Annotated in this window: 23 protein-coding genes; 8 read left to right on the plus strand and 15 right to left on the minus strand. The window is 69.4% G+C overall.

The features are described from left to right. Positions 1-6 precede the first annotated feature (6 nt). The 8 genes from U5771_RS13535 (at position 7) to U5771_RS13570 (ending at position 7,795) form a co-directional block, all read left to right on the plus strand. The gene (locus U5771_RS13535; protein WP_322024442.1) at positions 7-516 is read left to right on the plus strand and encodes an RDD family protein; all 510 of its coding nucleotides are present in this window, start codon (positions 7-9) and stop codon (positions 514-516) included. A gap of 309 nt (positions 517-825) precedes the next feature. Further along, on the plus strand, positions 826-1,764 hold the full coding sequence (locus U5771_RS13540; RefSeq protein WP_322024443.1) for a UDP-2,3-diacylglucosamine diphosphatase: 939 nt from the start codon (positions 826-828) through the stop codon (positions 1,762-1,764). A gap of 30 nt (positions 1,765-1,794) precedes the next feature. Continuing rightward, positions 1,795-2,829 (plus strand): glycosyltransferase family 1 protein, encoded by a 1,035-nt coding sequence (locus tag U5771_RS13545; protein WP_322024444.1) that lies wholly within the window; start codon positions 1,795-1,797, stop codon positions 2,827-2,829. Beyond that, the gene (locus U5771_RS13550; protein WP_322024445.1) at positions 2,826-3,362 is read left to right on the plus strand and encodes a diacylglycerol kinase; all 537 of its coding nucleotides are present in this window, start codon (positions 2,826-2,828) and stop codon (positions 3,360-3,362) included. Before U5771_RS13545 ends, U5771_RS13550 begins: the two co-directional genes overlap by 4 nt. A 192-nt stretch (positions 3,363-3,554) precedes the next feature. Beyond that, positions 3,555-4,310, plus strand: coding sequence for a TetR/AcrR family transcriptional regulator (locus tag U5771_RS13555; protein ID WP_322024446.1), 756 nt, complete (start codon positions 3,555-3,557; stop codon positions 4,308-4,310). Further along, positions 4,307-4,888 (plus strand): TIGR00730 family Rossman fold protein, encoded by a 582-nt coding sequence (locus U5771_RS13560; RefSeq protein WP_322024447.1) that lies wholly within the window; start codon positions 4,307-4,309, stop codon positions 4,886-4,888. Before U5771_RS13555 ends, U5771_RS13560 begins: the two co-directional genes overlap by 4 nt. A gap of 22 nt (positions 4,889-4,910) precedes the next feature. After that, a complete protein-coding gene (locus U5771_RS13565; RefSeq protein WP_322024448.1) occupies positions 4,911-5,672 on the plus strand; it encodes an SDR family oxidoreductase in 762 nt (253 codons plus the stop codon). Positions 5,673-5,899: 227 nt separating this feature from the next. Further along, positions 5,900-7,795, plus strand: a complete 1,896-nt coding sequence (locus tag U5771_RS13570) for a glycosyl transferase (protein WP_322024449.1) — start codon at positions 5,900-5,902, stop codon at positions 7,793-7,795. A 96-nt stretch (positions 7,796-7,891) separates the two neighbouring features. On the opposite strand, the gene U5771_RS13575 is transcribed toward U5771_RS13570, so the two are convergent. From U5771_RS13575 to U5771_RS13645, 15 genes are all read right to left on the minus strand, one after another. Beyond that, on the minus strand, positions 7,892-8,509 hold the full coding sequence (locus tag U5771_RS13575) for a DUF924 family protein (RefSeq protein WP_322024450.1): 618 nt from the start codon (positions 8,507-8,509) through the stop codon (positions 7,892-7,894). Continuing rightward, positions 8,506-9,237 (minus strand): alanyl-tRNA editing protein, encoded by a 732-nt coding sequence (locus U5771_RS13580; RefSeq protein ID WP_322024535.1) that lies wholly within the window; start codon positions 9,235-9,237, stop codon positions 8,506-8,508. Before U5771_RS13580 ends, U5771_RS13575 begins: the two co-directional genes overlap by 4 nt. A 107-nt stretch (positions 9,238-9,344) precedes the next feature. After that, positions 9,345-9,755: a group II truncated hemoglobin gene (locus U5771_RS13585; RefSeq protein ID WP_322024451.1), complete on the minus strand. Its 411-nt coding sequence runs from the start codon at positions 9,753-9,755 to the stop codon at positions 9,345-9,347. Positions 9,756-9,797: 42 nt separating this feature from the next. Further along, positions 9,798-12,302: an ABC transporter permease gene (locus U5771_RS13590; RefSeq protein WP_322024536.1), complete on the minus strand. Its 2,505-nt coding sequence runs from the start codon at positions 12,300-12,302 to the stop codon at positions 9,798-9,800. Between the two features lie 107 nt (positions 12,303-12,409). Further along, a complete protein-coding gene (locus tag U5771_RS13595) occupies positions 12,410-13,027 on the minus strand; it encodes a DUF4126 domain-containing protein (protein ID WP_322024452.1) in 618 nt (205 codons plus the stop codon). A gap of 222 nt (positions 13,028-13,249) precedes the next feature. Beyond that, positions 13,250-13,570 carry a quaternary ammonium compound efflux SMR transporter SugE gene (gene sugE, locus U5771_RS13600; RefSeq protein WP_322024453.1) on the minus strand — a complete coding sequence of 107 codons (321 nt, stop codon included), beginning with the start codon at positions 13,568-13,570 and terminating at the stop codon, positions 13,250-13,252. A gap of 247 nt (positions 13,571-13,817) precedes the next feature. Then, positions 13,818-14,102 carry a DUF333 domain-containing protein gene (locus tag U5771_RS13605; RefSeq protein WP_322024454.1) on the minus strand — a complete coding sequence of 95 codons (285 nt, stop codon included), beginning with the start codon at positions 14,100-14,102 and terminating at the stop codon, positions 13,818-13,820. A 157-nt stretch (positions 14,103-14,259) separates the two neighbouring features. Continuing rightward, the gene (kdpE, locus tag U5771_RS13610; RefSeq protein WP_322024455.1) at positions 14,260-14,958 is read right to left on the minus strand and encodes a two-component system response regulator KdpE; all 699 of its coding nucleotides are present in this window, start codon (positions 14,956-14,958) and stop codon (positions 14,260-14,262) included. Further along, a complete protein-coding gene (locus U5771_RS13615; RefSeq protein ID WP_322024456.1) occupies positions 14,951-17,788 on the minus strand; it encodes a DUF4118 domain-containing protein in 2,838 nt (945 codons plus the stop codon). The genes kdpE and U5771_RS13615 overlap by 8 nt, the downstream gene beginning before the upstream one ends. A gap of 162 nt (positions 17,789-17,950) precedes the next feature. Next, positions 17,951-18,532 (minus strand): potassium-transporting ATPase subunit KdpC, encoded by a 582-nt coding sequence (gene kdpC, locus U5771_RS13620; protein WP_322024457.1) that lies wholly within the window; start codon positions 18,530-18,532, stop codon positions 17,951-17,953. 24 nt (positions 18,533-18,556) lie between these two features. Further along, positions 18,557-20,641, minus strand: coding sequence for a potassium-transporting ATPase subunit KdpB (gene kdpB, locus U5771_RS13625; protein ID WP_322024458.1), 2,085 nt, complete (start codon positions 20,639-20,641; stop codon positions 18,557-18,559). A 54-nt stretch (positions 20,642-20,695) separates the two neighbouring features. After that, positions 20,696-22,501, minus strand: a complete 1,806-nt coding sequence (gene kdpA / locus U5771_RS13630; protein WP_322024459.1) for a potassium-transporting ATPase subunit KdpA — start codon at positions 22,499-22,501, stop codon at positions 20,696-20,698. Beyond that, positions 22,498-22,590, minus strand: a complete 93-nt coding sequence (gene kdpF, locus U5771_RS13635; RefSeq protein ID WP_006752209.1) for a K(+)-transporting ATPase subunit F — start codon at positions 22,588-22,590, stop codon at positions 22,498-22,500. The genes kdpA and kdpF overlap by 4 nt, the downstream gene beginning before the upstream one ends. Before the next feature lie 329 nt (positions 22,591-22,919). Then, positions 22,920-23,894, minus strand: a complete 975-nt coding sequence (locus U5771_RS13640; RefSeq protein WP_322024460.1) for a quinone oxidoreductase — start codon at positions 23,892-23,894, stop codon at positions 22,920-22,922. A gap of 203 nt (positions 23,895-24,097) precedes the next feature. Then, positions 24,098-24,490 (minus strand): methylglyoxal synthase, encoded by a 393-nt coding sequence (locus U5771_RS13645; RefSeq protein ID WP_322024461.1) that lies wholly within the window; start codon positions 24,488-24,490, stop codon positions 24,098-24,100. Between the last annotated feature and the right edge of the window lie 37 nt (positions 24,491-24,527).

A 24,527-nucleotide genomic window follows, 5' to 3' on the forward strand; every position in this document is an offset into this window, starting at 1 on the left:
CCCGCCGTGGCGAGCGCCCCCGCACCCGCGGCCCCGGCCGTCGCCGCGCCGTCCGTGCGGCGGCGCCTCGCCGCGCTGCTGTACGAAGCCGTGCTGCTGTTCGGCGTCGTGTTCTTCGCGGGCCTCGCATTCAGCCTCGCGACGCAGCAGCGCAACGGCCTCGTCCACCACAACCTCCTCGCCGCCTGGATCGCGCTCGTCGTCGGCGCGTACTTCGTCTGGTTCTGGACCCACGGCGGCCAGACGCTGCCGATGAAGACCTGGCGGCTGCGGCTCGAATCGTCGAGCGGCCGGCCGCTGAACACCGGCCACGCGCTCGTCCGCTACGCGCTCGGCTGGCTGTGGTTCCTGCCGCCGCTCGCGCTGCATCCGCTCCTCGGCCTGTCGGTGCCCGTCACGCTCGCGCTCGCCGCCGCGTGGATCGGCGCATGGGCCGGCGCCGCCCGCCTGCACGCCGATCGCCAGTTCCCGCACGACCGCATCGCCCGCACGCGCATCGTCGCGATTCCGCGCTGACGCGCCGCGCGACCGCTGCCGGCTCCGCGCTTCCGCGCTTCCGCGCTTCCGCGCTTCCGCACATCCGCACATCCGCACATCCGCGCATCCGCGCATCCGTCAGACGAAACCCCTCGAAAACGCCCGCGCGACCGCCCTGCGCGCCTTGCCCGATCACGACAGACACGTCGGTTCGGCAGGTCACACAACGCCGCCGCATTCACTGCTAAACACGCCGCAACGACAGTAATAAGAACGTCTCGTGACTGTCATGGCATAGTCACGCCCGCATGGCGCAATGCCGGTAATGTCAACCGGCGCGAGTCATGCATGGGCCAGAAAACGTCCGCGACCTCCCTGTTCCGTCAACCGCTCGGCGCCCGCGCCGTCACCGCCTTCCTGTCCGGCTCGGCCGCAACCGATGCCCTTGCGTCACACGAGCCGGCGGCCGCGCACGCCACGCAGCACGACGACCACGAGCCGTCCACCCATCGCTACCGCACGATCTGGCTGTCCGACATCCATCTCGGCTCGAGCGGCTGCCAGGCGCCGTACCTGCTCGACTTCCTGCGCCACAACGATTCGGAATACCTGTACCTCGTCGGCGACATCATCGACGGCTGGCAGCTGAAGAAAGGCTGGTACTGGCCGCAGGCGCACAACGACGTCGTGCAGAAGGTCCTGCGCAAGGCGCGCAAGGGCACGCAGGTGGTCTACATCCCGGGCAACCACGACGAAGGCGCGCGGCAGTTCTGCGACCTCGCGTTCGGCGACATCCAGGTGCGCGGCGAGGCCTTTCACACGACGCTCGCGGGCAAACGCCTGTGGATCGTGCACGGCGACCTGTTCGACGGCGTGATCCAGCACGCGAAATGGCTCGCGTATCTCGGCGACACGCTCTACACGCTGATCCTCGTGCTGAACCGCTGGTTCAACCGGATCCGCAGCCGGCTGGGCTTCCAGTACTGGTCGCTGTCGCAATACCTGAAGCACCAGGTGAAGAACGCGGTGAACTTCATCTCGCAGTTCGAGACCGTGATGACCGATGAAGCGCGCCGCCGCGGCTGCGACGGCGTCGTGTGCGGACACATCCACAAGGCGGAGATCCGCGACATCGACGGCGTGCTGTACTGCAACGACGGCGACTGGGTCGAGAGCCTGTCCGCGCTCGTCGAAACGATGGAAGGCGAACTGAAGATCGTCTACTGGACGGCGATGCGCACCGCGCCGTCCGCTGCCCCGTCGCGCAAGGCCAAGGCCACCGCCTGACACAACTCCACTTACAGGACACATGCCGCGATGAAGATCATGATCGTCACCGACGCGTGGGAACCGCAGGTCAACGGCGTCGTGCGCACGCTGAAGAGCACCACCCGCGAACTCACCGCGCTCGGCCACCGGGTCGAAATGCTGACGCCGCTGGAATTCCGCACGGTGCCCTGCCCGACCTACCCCGAGATTCGCCTGTCGATCCTGCCGTACCGCAAGCTGCGCGCCCGGATCGATGCGTTCGCACCCGACGCGCTGCACATCGCGACCGAAGGCCCGCTCGGCCTCGCCGCGCGACGCTATGCACGCTCGCGCAAGCTGCCGTACACGACCGCGTATCACACGCGCTTTCCGGAATACGTGCAGGCGCGCTTCGGCATTCCGCTGTCGGCGACCTACAAGTTCCTGCACTGGTTCCACGGACCGTCGCTCGCGGTGATGGCGCCAACCCTGGTCGTGAAGCAGGACCTCGAGAAGTTCGGCTTCACGAACGTCGTGCTGTGGACGCGCGGCGTCGATCTCGACATCTTCCGGCCGATGGAGTCGAAGGTGCTCAATACCGCGCGGCCGATCTTCCTGTACGTGGGCCGCGTCGCGATCGAGAAGAATGTCGAGGCGTTCCTGCGCCTCGACCTGCCCGGCTCGAAGTGGGTCGCGGGCGAAGGTCCGGCGCTCGCCGAGTTGAAGTCGCGCTATCCGGAAGCAAACTATCTCGGCGTCCTGTCGCAAGCCGAGCTCGCCAAGGTGTATGCTGCGGCCGACGTGTTCGTGTTCCCGAGTCGCACCGACACGTTCGGCCTCGTGCTGCTGGAGGCGCTTGCGTGCGGCACGCCGGTCGCCGCGTACCCCGTCACGGGCCCGATCGACGTGCTCGGCGGGGGCGATGCCGGCGCGATGCACGAAGACCTGCAGGAAGCCTGCCTCGAGGCGCTCAAGATCGAACGCGAGACGGCCCGCGCGTGGGCCGAGCGCTTCTCGTGGCGCGCGGCGTCCGAGCAGTTCGCGTCGCATCTGAAGCCGCTGCCGAAGACCGCGTACTCGCCCGCCGAAGGTGCCGCCGTTTGAAACGAGACCTGAACGACAAGACCCCGCCCCCTGCCGCGACGGAACGAGCGCATCGTCCGTTCGACGAAGAAGAGCCGCACGCCGACGCGGACGTGCACACGCACGAACCGCTCGGCCCCGACGATCGGCTGGCGCCGCTGCCGCCGAACCCGTACAAGCGCCACCGAGGCATCACGCGTGCGTGGTACGCGCTCAAGCATTCGCTGAACGGGTTTCGCGTCGCGATCCGCGAGGAGAGCGCGTTTCGCCAGGAGCTCACGCTCGCCGCGCTGATGCTGCCGATCGGTGCGTTCTCACCGGTCCCCGCCGCCTCGCGCGCGCTGCTGATCGCGTCGGTGCTGCTGGTGCTGATCGTCGAGCTGCTGAACTCGAGCGTCGAGGCCGCGATCGACCGCATCTCGCTCGAGCGCCACGAATTGTCGAAGCGCGCGAAGGACCTCGGCAGCGCGGCGGTCACGGTCGCGCTGTTCGCGTGCGTGACGACGTGGGGCTTCGTGCTCGGCCCGGTGATCGCACGCTGGCTCGGCTTCTAGCAGCCTCCGCGGCATCGCCTGCGTGCGGCGGTGCACCATGCGTCGAACGCATCGCGATCACGAAATGCGCCCGTTGTAAGGAAACAGCGGTTTATAATCGTCCGCCAGACTTAGAACAGCAACCCGCGCCGGACGAATCTCGCAGCATCGATTGCAGCGCCCGCCAGTCCGGCACACACAGGGCCGGACGACATGGAAGCGAAACCTCCCCGCCGCACCCGCGAACGGATTCTCGAGTTGTCGTTGAAACTCTTCAACGAGATCGGCGAGCCGAACGTCACGACCACGACGATCGCCGAGGAAATGGAAATCAGTCCAGGCAACCTGTACTACCATTTCCGCAACAAGGACGACATCATCAACAGCATCTTCGCGCAGTTCGAGCAGCAGATCGAACGGCGGCTGCGCTTCCCCGACGATCACCGTCCGACGATCGACGAGACCTGGTCGTACCTGCAGTACATGGCCGACTTCATGTGGACCTACCGGTTCCTGTATCGCGACCTCAACGACCTGCTCGCGCGCAACCGCACGCTCGAGACGCACTTCAAGCAGATCATCAGCCACAAGGTGCGCTTCGCGCACGACATGTGCGAGCTGCTCGTGTCGGATGCCGAAATGGTCGCGACGCCCGCCGAGATCGAAGTCATCGCCACCAACATGGCCGTGATCTCGACGTACTGGCTGTCGTATCAGTACGTGATGCACCCGCGCAAGTACAACGACCAGGACGCGATCCGCGAGGAGCTGCACCAGGTGAGCATGCACGTGATCTCGGTCATGGCCCCGTACCTGCGCGGCCGTTCGCGCCAGCTGTTCGACGATCTCGTCTCCGGCAAGCTGCCCAAGCGCCAGTTCACCGACTACCTGCCGCCGCGCGACGGTTCCCCGCGCCCCGCCGGCAGCCCGGTCACCGCCAGGCCCGCCGCGAAGGATACGAAACAATGAAGGCAGTCTGTGTTTACTGCGGCTCGTCACCCGGCGTGCGGCCCGTCTATGCGGACGCCGCGCGCGCATTCGGCCGCGCACTCGTCGATGCGGGCCTCACGCTCGTCTACGGCGGCGGCCGCGTCGGCCTGATGGGCGTGATCGCCGATGAAGTGATGGCGGCCGGCGGCCGCGCGGTCGGCGTGATCCCCGAGCTGCTCGTCGACAAGGAAGTCGGCCATACCGGGCTGTCCGAGCTGCACGTCGTGCCCGACATGCACCACCGCAAGAAGATGATGGCCGACCTCTCGGACGCCTTCGTCGCGATGCCCGGCGGCGCCGGCACGCTCGAGGAACTGTTCGAGGTCTATACGTGGGCGCAGCTCGGCTATCACCGCAAGCCCGTCGCGGTGTACAACATCGATTCGTTCTACGATCCGCTGATCGCGCTGCTGCGCCATACGGTCGACGAAGGCTTCATGCGCCCGGCCTACTTCGACGCGCTGTGCATCGACTCCGATCCGGTCGCACTGATCGAACAGCTGCGCCGCTACCAGCCGCCCGTCCGCGACAAGTGGGCGTCCGACGCGGCCAAGTAACACTCATCGGGAGCCGCACGCGATGCCAGCACAGTCCGAGCGCCGGGTCGTCCTCATTACCGGCGCGAGTCGCGGCATCGGCCGCGCGACCGCCGTGCTCGCGGCCGAGCGCGGCTGGGACGTCGGCATCAACTACGCGCGCGACGCGGCGGCTGCCGAACTGACCGCGCAAGGCGTTCGCGACGCCGGCGCACGCGCGTGCGTCGTCGCCGGCGACGTCGCGAACGAAGCGGACGTCATCGCGATGTTCGACACCGTCGCGGCGGCGTTCGGTCGCCTCGACGCGCTCGTCAACAACGCGGGGATCGTCGCGCCATCGATGCCGCTCGCCGACATGCCGGTCGACCGGCTGCGGCGGATGTTCGATACCAACGTGCTCGGCGCCTACCTGTGCGCGCGCGAAGCCGCGCGCCGGCTGTCCACCGATCGCGGCGGGCGCGGCGGCACGATCGTCAACGTGTCGTCGATCGCGTCCCGGCTCGGTTCGCCGAACGAATACGTCGACTACGCAGGCTCAAAAGGCGCGGTCGATTCGCTGACGATCGGCCTCGCGAAGGAACTCGGCCCGCACGGCGTGCGCGTCAACGCGGTGCGCCCCGGCCTGATCGAGACCGAAATCCATGCGAGCGGCGGCCAGCCGGGCCGCGCGGCGCGCCTCGGCGCGCAGACACCGCTCGGCCGCGCGGGCGAAGCGCAGGAGATCGCCGAAGCGATCGTCTGGCTGCTGGGCGACGCGGCGTCATATACGACGGGCGCCCTGCTCGACGTCGGCGGGGGCCGGTAATCGCGCCGCAAAAGGCGGCAAAACGGACCGACTGAAGCAGTCCATGGTCACGACACCACAAATCTCCACAATATCGTGACCATTTCTGTAAACATCCGTAACAGTTCCGTGCTCTACTAGCGCCAGCCAAAACAGCCGGTCATCCGACTGTCATTTCGCCTCGATGCGACCCTTAATGGTCCCGGCCCATGTCGCCGGACCGGCTTGACCCGACCGAGATCTTTTCCATGCCAGGAACCGCAGCGCCCGGCCGGCGACGCACGTCCGTGCCCGCTTCGGCCACGCCCGCCCGATCAGCCGCCGATCCCGACCTCAGCGCGGCGCTCAATGCCGCCGGCACGCCCGCCGCGGCCGGCGCCACCGCGACGAACGCCGCCCGCGATCGCGCCCTCCGGCTCGGCTGGCGCGTCTGGCTGCTGGTTGCCGCGCTGGTCTGTGCGTATACGCTGCCGGGCGTGCTCGGCCACGATCCGTGGAAGCAGGACGAAACCTATACGTTCGGCATCATCCAGCACATGCTCGAGACCGGCGACTTCGTCGTGCCGACCAATGCCGGCCTGCCGTTCATGGAAAAGCCCCCGCTCTACGCGTGGGTCGCGACGAGCCTCGCATGGCTGCTGCAGCGGGTGATGCCGCTACACGACGCGGCACGGCTCGCGAGCGCGTTGTTCGCGGCGCTCGCGTTCGGTTTCATCGCTCGCGCGGCACGCAGCGCCAGCCGGGCCGACAGCTGGCTCGACCTGCGCGTGATCGGCCCCGTCGTCCTGAGCGCGGGCACGCTCGTCGTGATCAAGCACCTGCACGACATGATGACGGACGTCGCGCTGTTCGCCGGCACCGCGATGGGCTTCTGCGGCCTGCTCGAACTCGTGATCCAGCACGTCGCGCGCGCGCGGCAGATGCGGCACGGGCTGCCGGTGCGGCCGTCCGGCCGCTGGGCCGCGCCGATCTTCGGCGCGGGCGTCGGCATCGCGCTGATGGCGAAGGGGCTGTTCGTACCGCTCGTGTTCGCGGCCACGCTCACGGGCGCGCTGGTGCTCTACCCCGCCTGCCGGACGCGCGCGTTCGCACGCTCGCTCGGCGTCGCCGCGCTGGTGTTCGCACCGTTCGCGCTCATCTGGCCGACCGCGCTGTTCCTGCGTTCCGAGACGCTGTTCATGACGTGGTTCTGGGACAACAACGTCGGCCGCTTCTTCGGTTTCTCGGTGCCCGAGCTCGGCGCGGAAAACGACAAGCCGTTCTTTATCCTGCGTGCGTTCCTGCTGCTCGGTTTCCCGGTCGCGCCGCTCGCGATCGTCGCGCTGGCGCGCGGCGCATGGCGCGACTGGCGCACGCCGCGCATCGCGCTGCCCGTGCTGTTCGCCGGAATCGGCCTCGCGGTGCTGCAAGTGTCCGCGACCTCGCGCCAGCTCTACATCCTGCCGTTCTTCGCGCCGCTCGCGCTGGTCGCCGCGCAGGCGATCGAGCGCCTGCCGCGCGGGCTGCATCTCGCATGGGACTACCTGAGCCGCCTGCTGTTCGGCGCCGTCGTCGCACTCGCGTGGGTGATCTGGGCGGTGATGGCCGATCCGGGTGCATCGCGTGCGAATCTCGCGCCGCTTGGCCGCTGGCTGCCGCTCGACTGGACGATGCCGATCGTGCCCGGGTTCGTGATCGGCGCACTCGCGCTGACGGCCGGCTGGCTGTGGCTGCTGCCGAAGCTGCGCACGACCGGCCGGTGGCGCGGCGCGCTGTCGTGGGGCGCTGGCGGCTTGGTCGCATGGGGTCTCGTGTATACGCTGCTGCTGCCGTGGCTCGACGTCGCGAAGAGCTACCGGTCGGTGTTCGACGACCTGAACGCGCATCTCGCGCTCGAATGGAGCGACGGCGACTGCATGGCGAGCCTGCACGGGCTCGGCGAATCGGAAGCGCCGATGCTGTACTACTTCTCCGGTATCCAGCACACGCCGATCGACGATGCGAAGACCACGCGCTGCACGTGGATGATCGTCCAGGGCGTGCGGGCCGTCGATCCGGCGCCGGGCAGCGAATGGAAACTGTTCTGGACCGGCGCGCGCCCGGGCGACGACGAGGAACTGCTGCGCGTCTACGTGCGCACGCCCGACGAGCACGAAGCGCAGTAATGCAAGGCGGCGCCGCGAAACGGCGCCGCCGTCATCTCCGGAAGGCCGGGCAAGCGGCGCGCGAGCGCGGCTTCACGCCGCACCTCACCCCACGGGTCAAAACGACGAACCCGGCTCGCGCAGGAATGCCGCCTCCTCGTCGGTCGACGCACGGCCGAGAATCGCGTTCCGGTGCGGGAAACGGCCGAAGCGCTCGACCACGGCCGCATGACGCAACGCGAAGTCGTGATAGCTCGCACACCCGGCCTCGCCGCGAATGCCCACGCACAGCCGCACGGCCTCGCGCTGGCTCTCGTCCGACTCGTCATGCTCGAACGGCAGGTATGCAAACGCGCGGTGATGGCCGCTCGGCAATTGCGCGTCCCACCCGGCCGCGACGACGCGCCGCGCGATCGCCAGCGCCTTCGGATCGGCGGCGAACGCACGTGGCGTGCCGCGATGAATGTTGCGCGAGAACTGGTCGAGGACCACGATCAGCGCGAGCGCGCCGAGCGGCGTGCCGGCCCAGCGATCGTGGGCGCCGTCGCACGCGGCGTCGAGCAAGGCGCCGTAGCGCACACGCAGCACGTCGTCGAACGCCGCACCGCCGTTGAACCACACCTTGCGCGCGCGGCCGAACTCCGCCGAATCCGGCTCGCCGAACCAGAAATCGAGAATCTCGCGTGCTTGCGGATCGAGCGCCGCGGCGCTGTCCGTCAGGTTGTCGATCGTCATGCAAACTCCAGTACGAGGCGCCGTGTCCGCGCGCTCTTCTTTTCAAGTCTGGCGACCCGCAGGTCGCCGATTTCCGACGTATTGCGCACGTGCGTGCCGCCGCACGGCTGCAGATCGACGCCTTCGATGCGCAGCAGCCGCACACGGCCCAGCCCGAGCGGCGGCTTCACGCTCATCGTGCGCACGAGTTCGGGCCGCTCGGCCATCTCCGCGTCGGTGATCCATTCGGTCGTGACCGCATGCGCGCCGTGAACCAGCGCCGCGAGACGGCGCTCGACGTCGACACGGTCGATCGCGTCCGACGTCGCGAAATCGAGCCGTACGTAGTCGGTCGTCACGCTGCAGCCGTCGACCGGGTACGGCAGCACCGCGCACATCAGGTGCGCGGCCGTATGCAGCCGCATGCGCCGGTAGCGGCGCAGCCAGTCGATGTCCGCCACCACGCGCGCGCCGGGTGCGAGCGCCGCGACGCGCGCGTCCTGGCCCGCCTCGGGCACGTGCACGGCATCGTCGGGCGTCGCGCCTTCGAACTTCGCCTTGCGTGTGTCGGCGATCGCGATCGTGCTGCCGTCGGGCAGCGTCAGCGTGCCGCTGTCGCCGGCCTGCCCGCCGCCGAGCGGATAGAACACGGTGCGGTCGAGCCGGATGCCGTCATCGCCGACGGCCGCGACGACGGCCTCGCATTGCGTCAGATAGGCATCTTCGCGAAACAGGGCCTGGGTGGTCATCATCGGGCGAGCCTCGTATCGGTGGGGAAACGATGAGTGTCGCGCCGCACCGGACCGGCCGCCCAGACGCAGTTCGTCCGGCGTCCGGACAGCGGCGTACCGGTCGATCAACCGGGCCGGTTGCGCATCCAGTCGGCCGTGTCGTAAAACGAATGCATGAGCCGCTCGCGTAACGGCTCGGGCAACCCGATGTCCTCCATCGCCCACGCCATGCAGCGCAGCCACTGATCGCGCCCGGCCGACGCGATCGGGAACGGCAGGTGCCGTGCGCGCAGCCGCGGATGACCGAACCGGCTGATGTAGTGATCGGGGCCGCCGAGCCAGCCGCACAGGAACCAGAACAGCTTGTCGCGCGAGCCGTCGAGCGACGCCGGATGCAGCGCGCGAATCTCCGCGAACTCGGGCTCGAGGTCCATCAGGTCGTAAAAGCGGTCCACCATTTCGCGCACACGGGCTTCGCCGCCCACGAGCTCGAACGCCGTCGGCTGCGACGGCGCATCATCATTCACATCGGTCATACGGATAATCGGAAACGGGATAGTCGGGGCCGCCGGCGACGCTCAGGCGTCGCGCAGCGACTGCAGCGCCGGGCGCCGCAACACATTATGCAGGCTCAGCCAGCCGGCCGCACCGGCACACGCGACGCCGGCCGCGATGCCGGCCGGCACGAGCCACGGATCGACGGCGAGCCGGAACTCGAACACGCGCGACGCGAGCACCCAGCCGACCGCGATCGCGCCCGCCGACGCCAGTGCGCCGGCCAGCGCGCCGACGACGATGAATTCCGCGCGCTGCACCGCATTGACCTGCGCGCGCGACGCACCGAGTGCGCGCAGCAGCGCGGCCTCGCGCACACGCTCGTCGCGCGAACCGGCGAGCGCCGTATACAGCACGAGCACGCCCGCCGCGAGCGTGAACGCAAACAGGAACTGCACCGCGCCGACCACCTGCAGCATCATCCGCTGCAGCTGCGCGAGGATCGGCGCGACGTCGATCGCGGTCAGGTTCGGGTAGCGCGCGATCAGCGGATCGAGCAGCGCGGCGTCCGATGCCGGCAAATGAAAGCTCGTCAGGTACACGGACGGGAAATCCTTCAGCACCGGCGGCGGCATCAGCACGAAGAAGTTGACGCGGAACGAGCCCCAGTCGAGCTTGCGCACGCTGGTGATCGGCGCGTCGACCGTCAGCCCGGTCACGTCGAAGCGCAGCGTATCGCCTGGCTTCACGTTCAGCGTCTTGGCGAGACCGGCCTCGATCGAGATCTGCGGCGTGGCCGCGGTGCCGAACCAGTCGCCGTCGACGATCCGGTTGTCGGACGGCAGCTCGGTCGTATATGACAGGTTGAACTCGCGGTCGACGAGCCGGCGCGCCTCGTCGGACGGATACGCGTCGGGGTTCACGGGCTTGCCGTTGATCGAGACGAGCCGGCCGCGCACCATCGGCGCGGGCACCGCGTCGCGCACGCCGTGTGCGGCCAGATAGGCCGCGACGTCGTCGCGCTGGTCGGGCTGGATGTCGATCAGGAACTGGTTCGGCGCATCAGGCGGCGTCGACTGCCGCCAGCCGGCGACGAGGTCGTTGCGCGTGATCGCGATCAGCAGCAGGCACATCAGCCCCAGCGCGAGCGCGGTGATCTGCAGCGCGCTCGCCGTGCCGCGCCGGTGCAGCGACGCGAGCGCGTAACGCCAGCCGATGCCCGCCGCCACGCGCGCATTGCGCACCGCACGCGCCGCCGCGTACAGCACGAGCCGCGCGATCAGCGAGAAACCGACCAGCGCGCCCGCGAACCCGCCCGCGACGATCAGCCCCAGCTTCAGGTTGCCCGCCGCGACGATCAGCAGCCCGGCGAACAGCACGACGCCGACCGCATACGCGGCCCACGCGATGCGCGACGCATCACCCCAGTCGCGCCGCAGCACGCGTACCGGCGGCACGCGGGTGAGCGGCGCGAGCGGCGGCAGCGCGAAGCCGAGCAGCAGCACGAGCGCGGCGCCGATACCGACGAGCGCGGGCCAAAGCGTCGGCGGCGGCAGCACGACGTCGATCAGGCCGCCGAGCGCCGCGAGGAGCGCCCAGTGGCCGCCGTAGCCGAGCACCGCGCCGGCGACGCCCGAGACGATGCCGATGCCGGCGAATTCGAGCGCGAACAGCGCACCGAGCGTGCGGCGGCTCACGCCGAGGCAACGCATCGTCGCGCAGCCGTCCAGATGGCGCCGCATGTAGCGCTGCGCGGCCATCGCGATCGCGACCGCCGCGAGCAGCGCGGTCAGGAGCGCGACGAGCGTCAGGAAATGGCGCGCGCGATCGAGCGTCTGGCGCACCTGCGGCTGGCCTTCCTGCAGCGATTCGAGGCCGACGCCGCGCAGCTTGCCGCCATCGACGCGCCCGTGCGCGTAGGTCTCGAAGCGCGCGACGGCCGGTGTGTCGCCGGCGACCAGCAGCCGGTACGTGACGCGGCTGCCGTAACCGGTGAGCCCCGTCGCGGCGAGCTCGTCCGCGCGCATCATCAGCCGCGGCGAGAAATTGACGAACGAGAACCCGCGATCGAGTTCGCGGGAGATCGACGCGGCGACCGTGAACGTGCGCAACCCGACGCGCACGGTGTCCCCCGCTTTCAGATGCAAGGCATCGAGCAGCACGGGATCGGCCCACACGGTGCCGGGCGCGGGAATCGCGGCCGCCTTGTGCGCGGCGGTCGCGCCGGCCGGTACGATCTCGACCGCGCCGCGCAGCGGATACCCGGGCGACACGGCCTTCACGGCCGCGAGGCGCGCGGGCGCCGCGTCGCTCGCCTGCCCGCCGGCGGCCGACGCGATCATGCTCGGGAAGATCGCGGTGGTTGCGGTGCGCAGCCCGAGTGCGCGCGCCTCGCGGTCGAACGACGGATCGACGGGATGGTCGGCACGCACGACGAAATCGGCACCCAGCATCTGGCGCGCGTCGCGCTCGAGCCCCTGGCGCAACCGGTCGGCGAGAAAACCGACGCTCGTCAGCGCGGCGACCGCGAGCACCAGCGCCAGCACCAGCAGCGTCAGTTCGCCGGCACGCCAGTCGCGCGCGGTCATCCGCGCGGCCTGGCGGATCAGGTCGTGCCAGCCGAAGCGGCCGGCATGGCCGGGCCGCCCGGCCGGCGACGGGTCAGCGTGCTGCCGCTCGGCGGGTGACGGCGCCTTCAATCGCGCTTGCCCCCGATCGAGTTGAGTCGCGACACCATGTGGTTCGCCATCCCGCGGAACCCGCCCGACACGCCGCGCCACAGCCGCGGCAGCGCCCAGGCCGACGCCGCGATGAAGGCCGCGAGCAGCACGAGGAACGCGAGCGGAACGAAGAACGCGAGTGCGAGGCCGCCGAACACGAGCCCGTCCTCGGTGGACGAGGCGACCCAGTTCGAGATCGGTTCGGGAGACAGGTTGATCAGCGCGCGCGTGCCGGCCTTCGCGACGTGCGCGGCACCGGCGAGCGAACCGCCGGCCAGCCCGGCGACCGCGAGCACGGTCGGATCGGCATGGCCGAGCGCACCGGCGGCCAGCACCGCGCCGGCCGGAATGCGGATGAAGGTGTGCACGGCGTCCCACAGCGAATCGAACGCGGGAATCTTGTCGGCAAGGAATTCGGTGACGGCGAGCACGCCGGCGGCGCCGATGACCCACGGCGAGGTCAGGACGGCCAGCGTGTCCGGCAGATGGAGCCAGCCGACCCGCGCGAGCACGCCGGCGATCAGCACCGTCAGATAAAGGCGCAGCCCGCTCGCCCACGCGAGCCCCGCGCCGAGCGAAATGGCTTCGATCATGGCCCTCTCCTTGCACTTTCCGTGCGCTTTGCCGATTGATCGGATCGAGTCGGTATGACCGGCCGCGCGGCGCGTGGCGACCGGCGCCGCCTGCCGCGAACGGCACAACGGCATTCAGGCCCGAATGCGTTCCATTATAGACAGGCTGGCAAGCGGGCCGGCGCAATTCCGCAGTGCGTCACGGCCGGGCGCGGACGCCGGCCGGCGCCCGGCGCGTCGGCGTCAGGCGGCCGACGACAGCTTCAGGCCGATCAGCCCGAGCACGATCAGCGACGCGCTCGCGACGCGGGCGGCGGTGAGCGCCTCGCCCATCATCACGATCCCGAACACGAACGCGCCGACCGCGCCGATGCCCGTCCACACCGCATACGCGGTGCCGAGCGGCAACTGGCGCATCGCGACCGCGAGCAACCCGAAGCTGGCGAGCGCCGTCACGATCGTAAACACCGACGGTCCGAGCTTCGTGAAACCCTCGGACGATTTCATGCCGGCCGCCCAGGCCACCTCCAGCAAACCGGCGATCGACAACCATATCCACGCCATCTCGACGTACTCCGTATCGGATGGGGCCGTCCCCGTTGAAGCGAATGACCCGGGGTCGTCCCCGGGCGGCGCCGAGTATAACAAGATGCTTACGGGCATGCCTGATGCGGGGGGCCGGATGCCGGATGCCGGATGCCGGATGCCGGGGGCCGGGGGCCGGGGTGATCGGGTGATCGGGCGATCGGGCGATCAGGCGATCAGGCCGAAGCATCATGGCTCGGCCGCGCCCACCCTGCCGCGCGCGGTGTCAGTTCGACACGCGCTTCGCGCCGACGTCGCCGACGCAGCGGTCGTCACGGTACAGCGCCCATTCGTCGCACACGCGGCCGTCCTTGAACATGCACATGCCGACCTGCCCGCGCGGCAGGTTGCGGATCACGTGGCGGCCGCCGAGCTTCTCGCAATTGACCGATGCGGGATTGGCGAGCGCCTGCTGCGGCGCGGAAGGCTGCTGCCCGGGCGGCAGCGGCTGCGCAAACGCGCCGGGCGCAGCAAGCGCCAGCGCACAGATGACGACCAGACGGACGGACATTGCACGCTCCTCGATTTCGTTCGCGGAACGGTCAGCATAGCGGGGAATCCGCGGCCGGTGTACGCGGCCGGCGCATGCGGCGGCAATGTCGCGCCGTTGCAACTTCACCGGCGTGCGGCCTTGCATTCCGACCGCATCGCGCGGCACGCCGCGGACGTCACGCAGCGCCGACGAGCCGATAGCCGACGCCCGTTTCGGTGACGATGTGCTCGGGCTGCGCGGGATCGCGCTCGAGCTTCTGGCGCAGATGCGCCATGTAGATGCGCAGATAGTGATGGCTCTCGACGTGCGACGGCCCCCACACGTCGCGCAGCAGCTGGCGGTGCGTGAGCACGCGCCCCGCGTGCCGCACGAGCGTCGCGAGCAGCCGGTACTCGAGCGGCGTCAGGTGCACGATCTCGCCGTCGCGCCACACCTGGCGGAGCGCGAGATCGACGGTCACCGTGCCGAAGCTCACCTTCGGCGACTCGTTCGCGCCGCCCTGGTTGCGCCGGCGCAGTTGCGCGCGGATCCGCGCGCGCAGCTCGGACACGCCGAACGGCTTGGTCAGGTAGTCGTCGGCGCCGGCATCGAGCGCGGCGACCTTCTCCTCTTCCTGCGTGCGCGCGGACAGCACGATCACCGGCACCTCGGACCAGCCGCGCAGCTCGCGGATCACGTCGAGGCCGTCGGTATCGGGCAGGCCGAGGTCGACGATCACGAGATCGGGCTTGCGGGTCGCCGCGTCGATCAGCCCCTGCTTGCCCGTCTCCGCCTCGAACACGGCGATGTCCTCCTCTTCGAGCGCGGCGCGCACGAAACGGCGGATCTGTTTTTCGTCCTCGATCAGGACGACGGTCAGGCTCGGTTCACTCATGGTCTGGCAATGGCTCTGAGGGTGACGACGCGCCGGACACGTCGATTTCGTCGTCGGGTACGGCAGGCACGGCCGGCGGCGTGTCGACCGGCAGCGTGAACCAGAAGCGCGCGCCCGTCACGCGGCCGTCGGGCCCGGTACGGTTGAGCGCGCCGATTCTACCGCCATGCGCCTCGACGATCGCGCGGCAGATCGCGAGGCCGAGCCCGATGCCCGGCGTCGCCGACTCCTTCTCGCCGCGCGTGAACTTGTCGAAGATCCGCGTTTCCATCCCGGCCGGCAGGCCCGGGCCGTGATCGTCGACGTGCACGCGCACGAACGGCTGACCGTCGTCGGTCACGCGTTCGGCGCCGATGTCGATCGGCGCGTCGGCCGGCGTGTACTTCGCCGCGTTCTCGAACAGGTTGGTGAACAGGCGCTCCATCAGCACCGCGTCCATCTGCAGGAGCGGCAGGTCGGCCGGCAGCGACACGCGCGCGGGATGGCGCGCGAGCACGCGCTTGCACGCGGCGAGCGCGGCGCCGACGGTTTCCTCGAGCAGCGACCACTGGCGCTTGAGCTGCAGGCTGCCGGCCTGCAGCCGCGCCATGTCGAGCAGGTTGGTGACGATGCCCGTCATGCGCAGCGCCTCGTCGTGGATCGCGTCGACCAGTTCGCCTTCGCGCTGCGCGGACCGTTCGGTCGCCGGCGTGTGCGCTTCGGCCGCGCGCGCGTTCGCGAGCATCGACGAAAAGCCGACGATCGTCGTGAGCGGCGTGCGCAGGTCGTGCGAGATCGCCGACAGCAGCGAGTTGCGCAGCCGCTCGGACTCCATGTTGACGAGCGCGTCGCGCGCGATCTCGACGTAGTGCACGCGCTCGAGCGCGAGCGCGATCTGCGCGGCGAACGCGTCGAGCATCCGCTGCTGCTCGGGCACCTCGAGCTCGCGCGGCTCGCGCGACGCGACCGCGAGCACGCCGCGCGTGCGCATCGGGGCCTTCAGCGGCAGGTACAGCGCGGCGGTCGCGGGCAGCGTTTCGGTGCCGCGGCCGGCCGGCTTCTGCTGGTCGTACACCCACTGGCCGACGTCGCTGTCGAGATCCGCGCCCGTCAGCGTGACGGCCGCGTCGGGCTCCTCGATCTTCTGCCGCACCTGGTCGGCGCTGTCGGGCAGCAGGAACGCGACGCGCGCGCGGAACACCTCGCCCACGTGACGGCTGCCGATCTCGACGATCTGCTCGGTCGTCAGCGCCGCGCCGAGCTCGCGCGCCATCGCGTAGATCGCGCCGGTGCGGCGCTCGCGGCGCTGCGCGATGCTCGCCTGGCGCGTCAGCGTCGACGTCAGGTGGCTGATCACGAGCGACGTCAGCAGCATCCCGAAGAAGGTCAGCAGGTACTGCGTGTCGCTGACCGAGAACGACATGCGCGGCGGCACGAAGAAGTAATCGAACGCGGCGACCGACAGGAACGACTGCAGCACGCCCGGGCCGCGCCCGAGCCGCACGGCCGAGAACACGACGCCGAGCAGGTACAGCATCACGAGGTTCGTGAGGTCGAGCCGCTCGGACACGAGGTTCGCGACGCCGGTGATCGCCGCGCAGATCGCGGCCGCGTACAGGTAGTGCCGCGGCGGCGAACGCCGCATGCCGAATTGCGCGAACGCGTCGCGCCAGTCGCGCGCGCGCGCATCGAGCGGCGTCGCGCGCACCTCGTCGCTCGCCGACGCGCGGATCAGCATCAGGTCGACGTCGCCCGCGCGTTCGGCCAGCTTTTCGCCGAACGGCCGCGCGAAGCGGCGCACCAGCCCGACCTTCGGCGAGCCGCCCGCGACGAGCTTCGATACGTTGCGCACCTTCGCATAGCCGATCAGCGCGGCGACCGCGTCGTCGCCGGCGAGCGTGGCCGTCTCCGCGCCGAGCTCGGCCGCGAGCTTCAGCGCATCGAGCGTGCGCTGCCGCCGCGCGTCGGGCAGCCGCTGCAGCCGCGGCGTCTCGACGTACACGGCGATCCAGTCGGCCTTCAGGCTCGCGGCGAGCCGCGCGGCCGCGCGCACGAGCGTCGGCGCCTCGGGGCCGGGCCCGACGCACACGAGCAGCCGTTCGCGCGCCTGCCAGATGCGCTGGATCGAACGGTCGGCCCGGTACTCGCGCATCTGCGCGTCGACGCGGTCGGCCGTGCGGCGCAGCGCCAGTTCGCGCAGCGCGATCAGGTTGCCCTTGCGGAAGAAGTTGCGCACCGCGCGCTCGGCCTGCTGCGCGAGATAGACCTTGCCGTCGCGCATCCGCTCGAGCAGTTCCTCGGCCGGCAGGTCGACCAGCGTGACCTCGTCGGCCGCGTCGAACACGCGGTCGGGCACGGTCTCCCACACGCGAATGCCGGTGATCGCGCCGACCACGTCGTTCAGGCTCTCGAGATGCTGGACGTTGACGGTGGTGTACACGTCGATGCCCGCGTCGAGCAGTTCGTAGACGTCCTGCCAGCGCTTCAGGTGGCGCGCGCCCTGCACGTTCGAATGCGCGAGCTCGTCGACGAGGATCAGCTGCGGCGCACGGGCGAGCCCGCCGTCGAGATCGAATTCGGCGAGCGTGCGGCCGCGATACTCGATGTGTGCGAGCGGCAGCACGTCGAGACCGTCGAGCAGCGCGGCGGTTTCGCTGCGGCCGTGGGTCTCGACGATGCCGACGACGACGTCGACACCGTCCTGCAGCCGCTGGCGCGCGGCCTGCAGCATCGCGTAGGTCTTGCCGACGCCGGCGGACGCGCCGAAGAAGATCTTGAGCTGGCCGCGCCGCTGCTTTTCTTCGTCTCGCTGCAGCTTGTCGAGGAGTTGGTCGGGATCGGGACGGTTCATGCGTCAGGAAGGCGAAGCGCGGGATGGCGAACGAGTACTGTCATTGTTGTTCCAAATCGCCGCAAAAGGCAAAGACGGCGCATGCGCCGTCGGGAAAGCGCGTCCGGCGCGGATCGGGCCGCGCCGGACGCCGGTTGCCGCGCCGGGAGCCCGGCCGCGCGTTCAGTGCGCGGCCTGCGCCGCGTCGAGCGCGAGGTTCAGCTTCAGCACGTTCACGCGCGGCTCGCCGAGCACGCCGAACTGGCGGCCCGTCGTGTTCGCGGCGACCAGTTGCGCCACCGCGTCGGCCGTCAGGTTGCGCGCCTTCGCGACGCGCCCGACCTGGTATGCGGCGGCGGCCGGCGTGATCTCCGGATCGAGGCCGCTCGCCGACGCCGTCACGAGGTCGGCCGGAACGGGCTTCGACATGTCGGTGCCCGCGTCGCGCAGCGCGGCGATGCGCGCCTTCATCTGGTCGGCGAGCGACGGGTTCAGCGGACCGAGGTTCGAGCCGCCGGAGCCGGTCGCGTTGTACGGCATCGGCGACGTGGCCGACAGCCGGCCCCAGAAATACTTCGGCGCATCGAACGGCTGGCCGATCAGCGCGGAGCCGACCGCCTTGCCGTCCTTCTCGATCAGGCTGCCGTTCGCCTGCGACGGGAACACGGCCTGGCCGAACACGGTCATCACGGCCGGGTAGGCGAGCCCCGTCACGACGGTCAGGACGACAAAGATCACGACGAGCGGGCGAATCAACGTTTTCATGATGGTTCCTTCAAATGCGGCACATCAGGCCCAGCCGAGCGCGGCGAGCGTCATGTCGATCAGCTTGATGAACGGGAACGGCAGCAGCACGCCGCCGAGGCCGTACACCAGCAGGTTGCGGCGCAGCAGCGACGCGGCGCCAAGCGGCCGGTAGGTGACGCCCTTCAGCGCGAGCGGGATCAGCGCGACGATGATCAGCGCGTTGAAGATCACCGCCGACAGGATCGCGGATGCCGGCGACGTCAGGTGCATGATGTCGAGCACGCGCAGTTGCGGGTAGGTCGTCACGAACGCGGCCGGGATGATCGCGAAGTACTTCGCGATGTCGTTCGCGATCGAGAACGTCGTCAGCGAGCCGCGCGTCATCAGCATCTGCTTGCCGATCTCGACGATCTCGATCAGCTTGGTCGGGTTCGAATCGAGGTCGACCATGTTGCCGGCTTCCTTCGCCGCCTGCGTGCCGGTGTTCATCGCCACCGCCACGTCGGCCTGCGCGAGCGCCGGCGCGTCGTTGGTGCCGTCGCCGGTCATTGCGACGAGCCGGCCGGCCGCCTGGTGTTCGCGGATCGTCGCGAGCTTGGTTTCCGGCGTCGCTTCCGCGAGGAAATCGTCGACGCCCGCTTCCGCCGCGATCGCCGCGGCCGTCAGCCGGTTGTCGCCCGTCACCATCACGGTCTTGATGCCCATCTTGCGCAGCTCCGCGAAGCGCTCCTTGATGCCGCCCTTCACGATGTCCTTCAGCTCGATCACGCCCAGCACGCGCGCGACGCCGTCATGCAGGTCGGCCACGACGAGCGGCGTGCTGCCGCGGCGCGCGACGTCGTCGACCGCGCGACGCACGTCTTCCGGGAAGCGGCTGCCGTGCGTCTCGACGTAGCGGCGGATCGCATCGGCCGCGCCCTTGCGGATCTCGCGGCCGGGCAGATCGACGCCGCTCATCCGCGTCTGCGCGGAGAAACCGAGGAACGTCGCATGCAGTTGCGCCATGTCGCGCTGGCGGATGTTGAAGCGCTCCTTCGCGAGCACGACGATGCTGCGGCCTTCCGGCGTTTCGTCGGCGAGCGACGACAGCTGCGCGGCGTCGGCCAGCGCTTCCTCGCTCACGCCCGGCGCGGGCACGAACATCGACGCCTGGCGGTTGCCGAGCGTGATCGTGCCGGTCTTGTCGAGCAGCAGCACGTCGACGTCGCCGGCCGCTTCCACCGCGCGGCCCGACGTCGCGATCACGTTCGCCTGCATCATCCGGCTCATCCCGGCCACGCCGATCGCGGACAGGAGCCCGCCGATCGTCGTCGGGATCAGGCACACCAGCAGCGCGACGAGCGCGGTGATCGTCACCACGTGGCCGGCCTTCATCGCTTCGACCGAGAACATCGAGAACGGCAGCAGCGTCGCCGTTGCAAGCAGCATCACGATCGTCAGCGCGACGAGCAGGATCGTCAGCGCAACCTCGTTCGGCGTCTTCTTGCGCTTCGCGCCTTCGACCATCGCGATCATCCGGTCGAGGAACGCCTCGCCGGGGTTCGCGGTGACCTTCACGACGATCCAGTCGGACAGCACGCGCGTGCCGCCCGTCACCGACGAGAAGTCGCCGCCCGATTCGCGGATCACCGGCGCGGATTCGCCGGTGATCGCCGATTCGTCGACCGATGCGACGCCGTCGACGACTTCGCCGTCGGCCGGGATCACGTCGCCGGCCTCGACCAGCACGACGTCGCCCTTGCGCAGGTCGGAGGCGGTCGTGACGCGGATCGGCGACTTCGGATGCGGCTCGTTGAGCTTCTTCGCCATCACGTCCTTCTTCGCGCTGCGCAGCGATGCGGCCTGCGCCTTCGAACGCCCTTCGGCGAGCGCTTCGGCGAAGTTCGCGAACAGCACGGTGAACCACAGCCACAGCGCGATCGCGAGGATGAAGCCGGCCGGCGCCTCGGCCTGGCCGGCGAGCGCCGCGATCCACAGGATCGTGGTCAGGATGCTGCCGACGTACACGCAGAACATCACCGGGTTGCGGAACTGCGTGCGCGGCGTGAGTTTCTTGAACGAGTCCACGATCGCCGGACGCAGCAGCGCCGGATCGAACATGGACCGTGTTGCGGAATGTTGAGTCATTGCGATCTCTTCAATCTCTTCAGTCTTTGCAAGGTGTCGCCATGCGGGCACGCGTCACGCGCCCAGCCACATCATCAGATGCTCGACGCCCGGGCCGAGCGCGAGCGCCGGCACGTAGGTCAGCGCGCCCACCAGCAGCACGGTGCCGAGCAGCAGCACGACGAACAGCGGGCCGTGCGTCGGCAGCGTGCCGCTCGTCACCGCGATGCGCTTCTTCGCGGCGAGCGAGCCGGCGATCGCCAGCACCGGCACGATCGTGCCGAAGCGGCCGAACCACATCGCGATCGCGGTCATCCAGTTGTAGAACGGCGTGCCGACCGTCAGGCCCGCGAACGCGCTGCCGTTGTTGTTCGCCGCCGAGCTGAACGCGTACAGGATTTCCGAGAAGCCGTGCGGGCCCGGGTTCGCGATGCCGGCCTTGCCCGCGTCCGCCAGCACCGCGATCGACGTGCCGACCAGCACGAGCAGCGGCGTGAGCAGCACGACGATCGACACCATCTTCATCTCGTACGACTCGATCTTCTTGCCGACGTATTCCGGCGTGCGGCCGATCATCAGGCCGGCGACGAACACCGCGAGCAGCGCGAACACGAGCATCCCGTAGAGACCGGAACCGACACCGCCGTAGATCACCTCGCCGAGCTGCATCAGCAGCATCGGCACGAGACCGCCGAGCGGGGTCAGCGAATCGTGCATCGTGTCGACCGCGCCGCACGACGCGGCGGTCGTCGCGACCGTGAAGATGCCGGTCTGTGCGATGCCGAAGCGGGTTTCCTTGCCTTCCATGTTGCCGCCCGGCTGCAGCGCGCTCGCCGACTGGTCGACGTGCAGCGCGGCGAGCGTCGGGTTGCCGGCCTGCTCCGCGTTCACCTCGACGCCGACCGCGATCACGAATGCGACCGTCATCGCCGCCAGCACCGCGATGCCCTGCCGGCGATCGCCGATCACGCGGCCGAACACGAGACACAGCGCGGCCGGGATGATCAGGATCGAGAAGATCTGCAGGAAGTTCGCGAACGGCGTCGGGTTCTCGTACGGGTGCGCCGAGTTCGCGTTGAAGAAGCCGCCACCGTTGGTGCCGAGCATCTTGATCGCTTCCTGCGACGCGACCGGGCCCATCGCGAGCGTCTGCTTCACGAGCTGCGTCGGCACCGTCACCGGGTTGCCCTTGTCGTCCTTCACCGGGTTGCCCTGCGCATCGAGCTTCGGCGCGGCATACGTGCTCGCCTGCAGCACCGGCACGTCCTGATACGCCTTCATGTTCTGGATCACGCCCTGGCTCATCAGCAGCGCGGCGATGACCACCGACATCGGCACGAGCACGTACATCGTCACGCGCGTGAGGTCGACCCAGAAGTTGCCGATCGTCTGCGCGGTATGACGCGCGAAGCCGCGGATCAGCGCGATCACGACGACGATGCCGGTCGCCGCCGACAGGAAGTTCTGCACGGTCAGGCCGAGCATCTGCGTCAGGTAGCTGACGGTCTGTTCGGGCGAGTAGTCCTGCCAGTTGGTGTTGGTGACGAAGCTGACGGCCGTGTTGAATGCGCCGTCGGCCGTCATCGCGCCGAATTGCTGCGGGTTGCCGGGCAGGAAGCCCTGCAGGCGCAGCAGGCCGTACAGGAACAGCGCGCCGAGCGCGTTGAACGCGATCGTGGCGATCGCATACTGCTTCCAGTTCATTTCGGTGCCGGCGTCGACGCCGGCCATGCGGTACAGCGCGCGCTCGAGCGGTCCGAACACGCGCACGACGCGCGAACTGCCGTCCATCACGCCCGTCAGGTAGCGCGCGACCGGCACGGCCGCCGCGAGCAGCACGACGATGAACAGCAGCGTCTGCAACAGGTTGTTCGCGTTCATTCGATGTCCTCCGCGCGCAGCAGCGCAAAGACGAGATACGCGAACAGCAGGGCCGTCGAGGCACCCGCCAGCCAAAGCATCCAGGTCATGCGCGTCCCCCGCGGCCGTATTGCACGAGCTTCTCGCAACCGGCAAGCAAACCGAGGATCAGCGCGGTGAACAGCACCAGTACGCCGATGAAAACCCCATCCATTTTTGTGTTCTCCGTCGTCGGAATCAGACGACTAGAACCTTATGGGAACGCGCGTAAAGGACGGGTCAAAGGTAATCGGGCCGGTATAAAAAACGCGTAAACGCGCGTGGCGGGGAATGGCGGGCGGGGAATGGCGGGCGGGGAACGGCGGGCGGGGAACGGCGGGCGGCGGCCGGCGCCGCCCGCGAGGGTGCGTGCCGGCGTGTGCCGGCACGCAGGGATGCGTCAGGGAACGAGGATCGTCGAGCCGGTCGTCTTGCGCGACTCGAGGTCGGCATGCGCGCGGCCGACTTCCGCGAGCGGATAGCGCTGGTTGATGCTCGTCTTCACCTTGCCCGACTGGATCACGTCGAACAGCTCGGCCGCCGCGGATTCGAGATCCGCACGCTTCGCGATATACGAGAACAGCGTCGGCCGCGTGAAGAACAGCGAGCCGCGCGACGAAAACTCCTTCGAGTCGATCGCCGGCAGCGGGCCCGACGCATTGCCGAAGCTGACAAAGTAGCCGAGCGGCGCGAGGCAGTCGAGCGACCCGATGTAGGTGTCCTTGCCGATCGAATCGTAGACGACCGGCACGCCCGCGCCGTTCGTGATCTCCTTCACGCGCTGCGTGAAGTTCTCGCGCGTATAGACGATCGGATGATCGCAGCCGTGCGCCTTCGCGAGCGCGGCCTTCTCGTCGGAGCCGACCGTCCCGATCACGGTCGCGCCGAGCGCCTTCGCCCACTGGCACACGAGCAGGCCGACACCGCCGGCCGCCGCGTGGATCAGGATCGTGTCGCCGGCCTTCACGGGGTACGTGCGGCGCAGCAGGTAGTGCGCGGTCAGCCCCTGCAGCATCACCGATGCCGCGTCGTCGTAGCTGATCCCGTCCGGCAGCTTCACGAGCCGCTCGGCCGGCATCACGCGCTCCTGCGCATACGCGCCCGGCGGCTGCCCGACATACGCGACGCGGTCGCCCGCCTTGAGCGCGGTCACGCCGTCGCCGACGGCCGTCACCTCGCCCGCCGCCTCCATCCCGAGGCCGCCCGGCAGCGGCTGCGGATAAAGGCCCGTGCGGAAATACACGTCGATGTAGTTGAGCCCGACCGCGTGCTGCCGGATGCGGACTTCGCCCGCCTTCGGCTCGCCGACCTCGACATCGACCCACTTCATCACGTCCGGGCCGCCCGGCTGGTCGTATCGGATTGCTTTCGGCATCGTTTCGCTCCTCGTTTCTGAATCGGTCAGGGGGATAGTCGGGTCGCCGACGCGCGGGCCAGTGCCGACCGGTGCAGGCCGGGACCGGCGGCCGATGCGCGTCGCGACGCCCGATTCTCGCGCGTCGCCGCCGCGCGTGCATGGCCCTGCCACCAGCAGGGACAATCGGGCTGGCAGACGGCTGGCGGATGGCAGCCAAACGCCTAGCAGACGTCCTGCATGTTCTTCGCCAGATCGTCGAGCAGCATCCGCGCGGTCGCGACATTCGTCGCGACCGGCACGTCGTGCACGTCGCACGCGCGCACCAGCGCGGTGATGTCCGGATCGTGCGGCTGCGCGGTCATCGGGTCGCGCAGGAACACGACGATGTCGACGCGGCCCTCGGCCAGTTCCGCACCGATCTGCAGGTCGCCGCCGAGCGGCCCCGACAGCTTGCGCTCGACCTCGAGCCCGTGCGCGGCGGCGATCCGGCCGCCCGTCGTGCCCGTCGCGACCAGCCGGCATTGCGCGAGCGTCGCGCGGTACTGGCCCGCGAGCGCGACGATCTCGTCCTTCTTCGCGTCGTGCGCAATCAGTGCGATGCGGGGTTTGCTCATCTCCGGTTCCTTCGTGATTCGATTGTCGTCGTAGTCG

Source organism: Burkholderia sp. BCC1977 (genome assembly GCF_905339595.1).
GTDB lineage: Bacteria > Pseudomonadota > Gammaproteobacteria > Burkholderiales > Burkholderiaceae > Burkholderia.